This is a genomic window from Sideroxydans sp. (assembly GCF_054604835.1).
Genome location: NZ_JBTSFG010000016.1, coordinates 1 through 9,922, shown reverse-complemented (window position 1 = coordinate 9,922; position 9,922 = coordinate 1). Strand labels below are relative to the sequence as shown.

The window sequence follows — 9,922 nt, the reverse complement described above, 5'->3', positions numbered from 1 at the left end:
CGAACGGCTCGGCGCGCATCATCCTTAACGAAGTCACCAGCACCAACCGCAGCCAGCTCAACGGTTACACCGAAGTAGCGGGCCAGCGCGCCGAAGTCATCATCGCCAACCCCAACGGCATCACCTGCAACGGCTGCGGCTTCATCAACACCAGTCGCGGCGTATTGACCACCGGCACGCCGGTCATGGGAGCAGGCGGCAGTCTGGACGCCTATCGCGTCACCGGTGGCGACATCCAGATCGGCGCATCCGGCCTGAACGGCAGCAATCTCGATCAACTCGACCTCATCAGCCGCAGCCTCAAAGTCAACGGCGAAATCTGGGCCAACAACCTCAACGCCATCACGGGACTCAACCAGGTCAACCATACCGACCTGGGCGTTCAACTCATCACCGGCGATGCCAATAAACCCACCGTAGGCATTGACGTCGCCCTGTTGGGTGGCATGTATGCGAATAAGATCCACCTCGTCGGCACGGAAGCCGGGGTAGGGGTCAGCAGCGCAGGCGCACTGGCGGCGCAAGCGGGCGACTTCTCACTGGATACTCAAGGTCAAATCACCCTCACAGGTAAAACCACTTCCAGTGGCAACCTCTCCCTCAATAGTGCGGCAGGCATCAGCAACACTGGCACACTCGACAGTCGCCAGAACGTACAGATAACAGCCGCAGGCGCTATTGCCAACAGCGGTGCACTCACCGCGCAGAACAACCTCACCCTGAATGCCGCCACGCTCAACAGCAGTGGCACACTGGGTGCCGGCATTAATGGCAACGGCAACGCCAGCCAGCCCGGTAACATCACCATTTCCACGCAAAATCAAGCCACCGCCACCGGCACCAACATCGCAGGCGGCCAGATTGCAATCAACGGAAGCGCCATCAACCTTGGCGGCAGCTTCACCAGTGCCCAGCAAGACATCAATCTCACTGCCGGCGCAGGCAATATTGACCTGAACAACGCCCAAACCCAATCGCTGGCAGGCAACGTCAACCTCACTGCCAATGGCACGATCAGCAATGACAACGGCCTGCTGCTCGGCACACAAGTTACAGCTACCGGAACTCAACTAAGCAACCAGTACGGCCAAATCGGCACACAACGAATCGTCATGAGCGGCAACCTGCTGGACAACAGCAACGGCCTTATTCAAGCCAATCAGCTCGACTTCACCCTGGGTAATCTGACCAACCGCAATGGGGGCATCCGCCAAACCGGCTCACAGCCGCTCACCGCAATCATCATCGGCAACGCGCTGGACAACACCGGCGGCTGGATACAAAGCGACAGTGACGATTTCACGCTAGGGGCAAACACGCTCACCAATGACAACGCCGGGCAAATCGTCCATACAGGGCAAGGCACTCTTATTGTCAATGCCACAGGCGCGCTCAGCAACACCGGCGGCCTCATCAGCAGCCAAGGCAACGCCTCGATAGGCGCAGGCAGCCTAAACAACCAAGGTGGCGTCATCAGCGTTACGGGCAACGGCGACATCATCAGCCAAAGCACCCTGGACAACAGCGCCAGCGGCTACATCGGTGCCACCGCCCTCACACTGACTGCAAGCAACGGTGCCGTAAATAACACCGGCGGCATGATTGAAGCCGTCACCGGCCTGACGTTGGATGCCCAAAGCCTGACCAACAGCGGCGGAGCCATCAAAGTCCTCAGCGTAGCGGACGCACAAAACACCCCCACGCTCCTTAAAATCACCGCCACGCAAGACATCATCAACAATGCCCTGAACGGCGTAAGCGGCTTCATCGGCAGCAACGGCGAGCTCGCCATCAGCAGTGCCGCGCTGAACAACAACGGCGGCAAGCTCTATTCCAACAAGAATCTTGTGCTGACCACCAGCGCCGCCCTGAGCAACCAAAGCGGCTTCATCCAGACCGACAGCGACCTGAGCGTGACCGCCACAGGCGCACTCAACAACCAAAGCGGCACCCTCGAAGCCAACGGCGCAAGCAGCCTGTTCAGCCTCACTGCTGCCAGCATCGACAACACCTTTGGCGGGCGCATCGCCAATTCAGGCACTGGGCTTACCACCATCAACGGTGGGAGCCGGATCGACAACGAAGGCACGCTGGGCGGTAGAGGAGATTTGACCCTCAGCGCAGGCCTGTTGAATAACACAACAAGCAATGCTTGGATTCAGTCTGGCGGCACGCTGAACCTGAACGTCAGCGGCACACTCAACAACGATGCTGGCGCCATCTACGCCGCGCAAGCGCTGCAGCTCAACCAGACTTCCGCCAATGTGAACAACACCAATGGTGGCGAAATCAGCAGTAGTGGCAACAGCACTATCAATGTCGCCACGGTCAACAACGCAGGCGGGAATATCCTTGCCGGAAACAGCCTCAGTCTTACAGCCAATAGCTACACCGGTGCAGGACTTGTGGCAGCAGGCAATAGTAATACGATCACCCTGCAAGGCGATTTCACCTATGGGAGCGGCAATGTATTTGCTTCGGATGGCGACATGGCAATCGCTGTGACCGGCACGCTGACGAATACGGTAGTCATGCAGGCACTTGGCACATTGACCATCAAGGCAGCCAATATTAATAACCAGGCCGCCGGTCATTTCAATTCAAACCGAACCGACCTGCAGGCTACGAATGGCGCCATCACCAACTACGGCACGATCGAAGGCAATACCGTCCTCACCTCCAGCCAAACCCTGAACAATTACGCCACCATCATCGGCGACATCGTCGCGCTGACAGTGGGCGACACGCTGCTTAACTCGGGAGGCAATGCGTTGCTGGCCTCAACAACACAGATGAATCTGTGGGTAAACAATCTGCTGCACAACACCGATGGTGCCGAGATATTCAGCATGGGTGATTTGAATATTGCGAAGGATGGCACGCAGGATGGGGCAGGGAACTTCACGAATCTGACGAGCAGGGTATGGAACGAAGGGAACTCGTTGAGCAAGAGTTCGCTGATCGAGGCTTGGGGGAATATCAATATCGGGGCGGTCAACATCGATAACCTCAGGCAAGTAGGCGTGGTGAGCATGCCTGCACAAACGGGCATCACTACGCTTACAACTCCTAGAGACTATTCAGCATTGGTAGGCGATGGAACCGGCAGGTCTGGCTCAATGAGCCTTCCAACTGGGGGAAACATTTTTACGGTAAATAGCAATCCTGCACCCATGCAGGCTGGATTTTTTGCTCAAGATATCGCAGGTATAGACACTGTAAATAGGTCGTTTTCGGTTCCTGGTGGTGATCCAATCAGTGGTTCGTCAACTGTATATTATGAAAATATGTCGCCAACGACAGTGGCAGCGACTGAATATATTGGAACTACACAGGATGCTAATGGGTGGAATGTTTCGTATACGCAAGTCATCAAAGATTCTGATGTCTTGTATGCAACCTATGACCCTGTTGCTTCAATACCGTATATGGTCGTACTTAAGAACGGTACTTCATTTCAATTTAATGCTTTGTCTCGCCAAGGCCAATATTACGACGTCAGTTATTACCCAGGCTATGACCCAATTGTAAATCTTGACCCAACACAGCTGAATTTCAGTCCGGCTCCTTCGCTGAAATATTTTGAAACTTCACGCAAAACTACTACATCAACTGTCACCGAACAATTCGCTGCAGGGCAATTCAAAGAGGCGCGAATCAACTCAAAAGGGGATATAAATTTCAACCTTTCAGGCGTGTTAACAAATCAAAACAGCAATATCAGTGCAATAAACAATATCATTATTTCGGGTGTAAAGACGGCTCCGGTGGCTGGTGGGAAACCTGTGACCCATTCTCAGGTAATCAATGCTGCAACACGACTCAATCGTGTTGTTACTACAGATGTAACTTCAAGTTTGGGTGGGTGGAATCCTTGTGGTGGCAGTATTATTGGTACAGGTGGCGGCTGGTGTTGGGTCACAACAACAACCATCACCCCACCTCAAACTAATTCACAAGTAATTAACCCTGGTAATAGCGCAATTACCGCCGGTGGCACAATAAGTACCCATGTCGGGAAATCCGTCAATCAGGCAACCGGCAGCGGCACCACCATTGCCGGCTCGACACTGGCGAACGCTTCGGTGACTACACAAGTCGAGCCGTCCACTGTCGCTGTAATACCGCGCCATACATCCGGCAACATTGCCCCAACCTCCAACATCACCCTCCCCACCAACGGCCTGTACAGCATCCGCCCCCAGCCAGACCAGCAATATCTGGTCGTGACCGATCCGCGCTTTGCCAACTACAAAGAGTTCATCTCCAGCGATTACATGCTGAATCGGCTCACGCTGGACCCAACGCTTACCCAAAAGAGACTGGGTGACGGATTCTATGAACAACGCTTGATCAATGAACAAATCCTCGACCAGACCGGACGCAATGTCATCGGTCAGTACACCAGCGCGGAAGAACAGATCAAAGTGCTCATGGATGCCGGTGTGGCCGCCGCACAAGCACTGCAACTCACCCCCGGCATCAGCCTGTCGGCCGAACAAGTCGCCAGCCTGCAACATGATATCGTCTGGATGGAAGTCAATCGCGTCACCCTGGCCGATGGCAACAGCGTAGAAGTACTGGTGCCCAAGCTATATCTCACCCAACTGCACAAGAACGACCTGAGTCCGGACGGTGCATTGATGGCCGCATCACTGATCGACATCAATGCAGAAGAAGGCATCAGCAACACCGGCAAAATCCAAAGCACCATCGCCACCCGCTTGCAAGGCAAAGACATCTTCAATCAAGGCACCCTCAGCAGCGCGGGTGACATGATGCTCAAAGCCGACAATGACATTACCAACAAATCCGGCACCATCAGCGCCAACAACCTCTGGCTGGATGCAGGTCGCGACCTGATCAACACCACCGCCACGCAAACCGTTAGCGTTGGCAACGCCAGCCTGGGTGCGAGCAACACCCTCATTGGGTCAACCGGCACCATCAGCGCCAGTAACAACCTCAGCATGAAATCCGGCCGTGATCTCACCATCACTGGTGCGCTCGTTCAAGCAGGTGGAGATGCCAGACTGAGCGCGGGCCGCAATCTGTATATGAATACGCTGACAGCAGAAGCAAGCAGCGATACACACATGGGTAGCTTTGAATACAGCACACGCCAGATCACTAATCTGGCCAGCACCATCCGTACTGGCGGCAGCCTCAGCATGAAGTCGGCTGCTGACATGCAGCTCACCTCGGCCCAGCTCGACATCGGCCAGAATGCCCTGATTGCCGCCGATGGAAATCTCTCCGTTACAGCTGCCAAAGACAGCGCCAAACTTGATAATTCAGTTGATGGTGGACGGAATAGAGGCTCCATCCGCACCTACGACGAAACCGTAGTCGGCAGCAGCATCAATGCCAACGGCAACATCACCCTGCGCGCAGGAAGTTTTGCCAACACTGGCAATGCGCGTGGTGGAATCGAACGTAACGGAGATCCCGCCCAAGTTGGCACGGGCAAGGTAGCGACCGAGCAGCATGACGATGCAGAACATATTGAGTCCTCTCAGGAGCGAATCGCTTCGAACAACGGCTCGGAAGTCATGCTGCAACCGCAAATCACAGAAAACCGTCAACTTTCAATCGGCCTTGTTGAGCAAAAAGGCCTCGTCGTGGGGATTGAGCCGCAAATAGAAGGCAAGCCGAACATGACAGTAGATGAACCCGGCCAGCCATACGAGAACAAACCCGTTGCCGAGACCAAACAGGCCGCAGTCACAGAAACTATCACCCAACCCGCCCCGCAATCCGGCGGCAACCTCACTCTGCAAAGCGTAGCCATCAACAGCACGGGCGGGCAGGTCAACCTGATCGCAGCAAACGACGTCAACATTGGCATCACTGAAGAAATGCACGACTACTTCAGCGCATCTCACACATCGTCGAGTGGCTTCCTATCTAAGAGCAGCACAACCACCCGCAACGAAAACCACCAAACCCTCGCAGTAGGCAGCGACATAAGTGGAGAAAGCGTGCTCGTCAAAGCAGGCAATGCCGCCGACAAGACAGGCAACATCAACGTCATTGGCGGCAGCATCGTCGGCACCAACGACGTCACCTTGGATGCGGGCAATGACCTTGCCATCAAAGCCGCCACCAGCACCAGTACCAGCAGCCGCTACAGCCGCACCACAGAAAGTGGCCTCATGAGCAACGGCGGACTGAGCATCTCCATTGGCAGCCGCGAGACCACCGAAAAAGCCGACAGCGTAAACAGCCTGCAAAGTCAGAACCGCAGCATGGTCGGCTCGCTGAATGGCAACCTCAATCTCAAGGCGGGCAACAAAGCGCTCATCTCCGGCAGCGACATCCTGGCGGGCAATGACATGAACATTGCCGCCATGGACATCACCATCAACAGCGGACTGGACGACAGCACCAACACCCAAAGCCGCGACACCAAGCAAAGCGGGCTCACCTTGGCGATCACCAGCAACGTCACCGACGCGGCACAAACCGCCCAGCAAATGAAAGATGCAGGCAGCAAGAGCAAAGACCCGCGCATCAAAGCCATGGCTGCCGCAGCGGCCGCACTGGCGGCACAGAACGCCGCCAGCCAAGGCGCATCGGCCAGCGTGAGTCTTACCTATGGCAGCAGCCAAAGCCACAGCGACAGCACCCAGACCAGCCAGCAGCGCAGCGGCAGCACCCTCAAAGCAGGTGGCAACCTCAACCTGATCGCCACCGGCGGCGGGGAAAACTCCAACATCACCATCCAGGGCAGCGACATCAGTGCCGGGCAAGACACCAACCTCACTGCCGACAACAAGATCAACTTGCTGGCCGACAAGAACATCAACGACCAAGTCAGCCACAACAGCAGTAGCAGCAGCGGCGCAGGCGTTGGCATCACCGTCGGCAGCGGCGGTGGATCGTTCGGCATCACCGCCAACGCCAGCATGGCCCGGGGCAACATCGACGGCACCGACACCACCTACACCAACACCCACGTCACCGCAGGCCGCGCCCTCAACATCAAATCCGGCGGCGACACCAATATGATCGGTGCCACCGCCAGCGGCAAACAAATCACCGCCGACATCGGCGGCGACCTCAACATACAAAGCCTGCAAGACACCAGCACCTACGACACCAAACAACAAAGCGCCAGCATCAGCGGCACCTACGGCGCTGGGGTCAGCGCCAACCTCAGCCTCAACCAAAGCACGATCAACGGCACCTTCGCCAGTGTGCAAGAACAAAGCGGCCTCATGGCCGGCGACGGCGGCTTCCAGATCGCCGTCAAAGGCAACACCGACCTCAAAGGAGCCGTGATCGAAAGCAGCCAAGCCGCCGTGGACGCGGGCAACAACAGCCTGGCCACCGCCACGCTCACCACCAGCGATATCGACAACAAATCCGAATACAAAGCGCAAAGCATCAGCGTCGGTGCCGGCACCGGCGGCGTCTCCGCGCCGATGGCCCTGCAAGCCGCCGACAAAGACACCAGCACCACCCGCAGCGGCATCAGCGGTGGCGCAGTCAAGATCACCGACGCCGCAAAACAAAAGCAACTTACCGGTCAGGACGCAGAGACCACCGTCGCCAGCCTCAACCGCGACGTCGTCACCGGCCAGGACACAAGCGGCGCGATCAACAACAACCTGGACGTAGACCAAGTGCAAGGCGCGATGGCCGTCACCCAAGCCTTCGTGCAACAGGCCAACACTTTCATGGCCGACATGGCCACCAAGAGCGAGCGCCTCAAAGCAGCCGGAGACGCCAAACAAACCGCCGCCGACAATGAAAAAGACCCCGCCCGGAAAGCCCAACTGCAGGCCGAAGCAAACGACCTGCACCAGCAGTCGCAAGACAGCGCCGCCAGCAGCGCCGAGTGGGCACCGGGCAGCACCAAACGGCAGATTCTCACCGCGATCACCGCAGCCGCAGGCGGCAACGTCACCGGCGGCACCTCGCAACTGGTACAAGGTGCAGCGGTGAACTACATCCAGAGCCTGGGCGCGACGGAAGTGAAGAAGATCGCCGACAGCCTTAAGAAGGATGGACAAGAAAGCCCTGAAAGCGAAAGCATACGCGCAGCCCTGCACGGCATCGTCGCCTGTGCAGGCGCAAGTGCCCAAGGCAGCGACTGCAGTAGCGGCGCATTGGGTGCCAGTGCTGGCTCTGCTATCAACAGCATCCTGCAAGGCGACACGAGCAAGATGACGGCGATGGAGAAGGAGAATAGGAAGAACCTGGTTGCGACGTTGGTGGCGGGGATTGCTGCGGCGGGTGGGGCGGACATCGCTACGGCGACCAGTGCGGCGACGTTTGAGACGGAGAATAACCGCCTGCTAAACCAGAAGGAAACGAACAAGATCGCAGAATTGGCAAAGAACGATCCGGCCAAAGAACAACGTCTGACAGATGCGGCATGCTTCAAGGTTCATTGCTCAGCCCAATACCCGGAAGGCAGCCAAGAACGTCAATATTACGAATCGGTCGAAGCGAGGGGGCAATACAACACAACTGAACTTCAACAGCTGCAAGATTCACAAGTCAGCGATGCTGAGTTGTTCAGCTATGGCACGGGCGACAGATTTGCAGACGTAGGAACCAGAGCAATCGGAAATGCAACCAAAGTGGGCGAACAAGTCGCCGGTCTGGGCAAAGGCATCGCCAATGGTGCCAAAGAAACTGTTTTGGAAACTGGGGCTATTGCCTACGATGCGATGCAGGTTGCGACCAGCGTTGATGAAACAGGTCAGGCACAGACGCAGGTTGATCCTGTTAGCAACCTTGGTCAGGCAATAGAAAAAGATGGCGTAGTGAACACAGCCATCAACGCGCCTATTAATGCAATGCGTGGACTTAACGATGCAGTGCGCTCTGCGGGGCAAGGTGATCTTGAGCCACTAGGCGAAATTGCAGGTGGTGTTGCAGTGCCAGTGGCGGTGGGGAAACTGTTGCCAACAACTACTAGCTATGTTACGGCCTATCGGGTAGAGGGTATACCCAATCAGCGGCTGTCCATAGATGATGGAGGTAATGTATCGCTTGTTCCAGGAAATAACAGCACAATCTGGTTAAATTTTGGTGAGACAAATCGGGCAGTTGATTACTTTTCTCGAAAAGTTTCGCAGGACTTACCTGGGGCACAATTGAAGTCGTTTGAAATAGAATCGGCATTCCTTCAGCAAGTACAGAATAGTGCAGTTCCCGAGCAGTTTGCACGTCAATTTCCGAATAACCCAATTATCAGCGCCGATCCTTTTCCTAATCAATTTGGCATTCGACAAACTCAATTCCAACAGCTGTTAGATTCAATCCAACAAGGAACTGGAACAAATGGTAACTAAAACTGAAAAAGAAAGAATTTGTGAGCGAACCGGCCTCGCTATTTTACCGACGCCATCTTGGGAGTTTGAAGTAGATGTGGGTAGCCAAACTGCAGAGTTTGAGGGGCGAATACGAAGTGTTGTTGCTGAAATTGCCAAGCATCAGCCGCATCAATGGCCTGCGGATGATTATTGGAAGGCAGAGCTTCCCTCTTGGCTTGTTGAATCCATGCCTGAGCTTTCACAGGAGGATTGTGTGAAACTTATGAATGCAACTCCACGTGATAAGTGGAGCACTTTGCCTTGGCAATTCGACTCATGGTTGGATGCAATTCGAGAGCGTGGATGGGAGTGGTGGGGATACGAGTTTATCGGGCAAAAGATGCGAATAGTCCTTTACATAACAAGTATTCCTCCACGAGTGGAAGCCTTTAAACAAATATTGCAGGCTGCTGGTGCTAGGGGAATTCATCAATCGGAAAAAATCAATGAATCAAAATAGCAAGTCCGGGGGTGTAAAAGATTTTGTGTAAACGGTCATAAGGCAGGAAACTGCCATCACATTGAAAGGAGTGGAAATGACCGTATTACAGAAGAAGCCTTCGCCGGAGCTGATTGACCAATTGATGGCGGGC

2 protein-coding genes are annotated in these 9,922 nt (G+C 55.3%); both read left to right on the top strand.

Annotated elements, in window-relative coordinates:
- The first annotated feature begins 17 nt into the window (after positions 1-17).
- Positions 18-9,308, top strand: coding sequence for a hemagglutinin repeat-containing protein (locus tag ACYCZ5_RS13725; RefSeq protein ID WP_461545367.1), 9,291 nt, complete (start codon positions 18-20; stop codon positions 9,306-9,308).
- The gene (locus ACYCZ5_RS13720) at positions 9,298-9,789 is read left to right on the top strand and encodes a hypothetical protein (protein ID WP_461545366.1); all 492 of its coding nucleotides are present in this window, start codon (positions 9,298-9,300) and stop codon (positions 9,787-9,789) included. Before ACYCZ5_RS13725 ends, ACYCZ5_RS13720 begins: the two co-directional genes overlap by 11 nt.
- Positions 9,790-9,922: the final 133 nt, after the last annotated feature.

Coding starts and splice junctions, on each gene's coding strand:
- ACYCZ5_RS13720 (WP_461545366.1), top strand. CDS start 9,298: ATGGTAACTAAAACTGAAAAAGAAAGAATTTGTGAGCGAACCGGCCTC.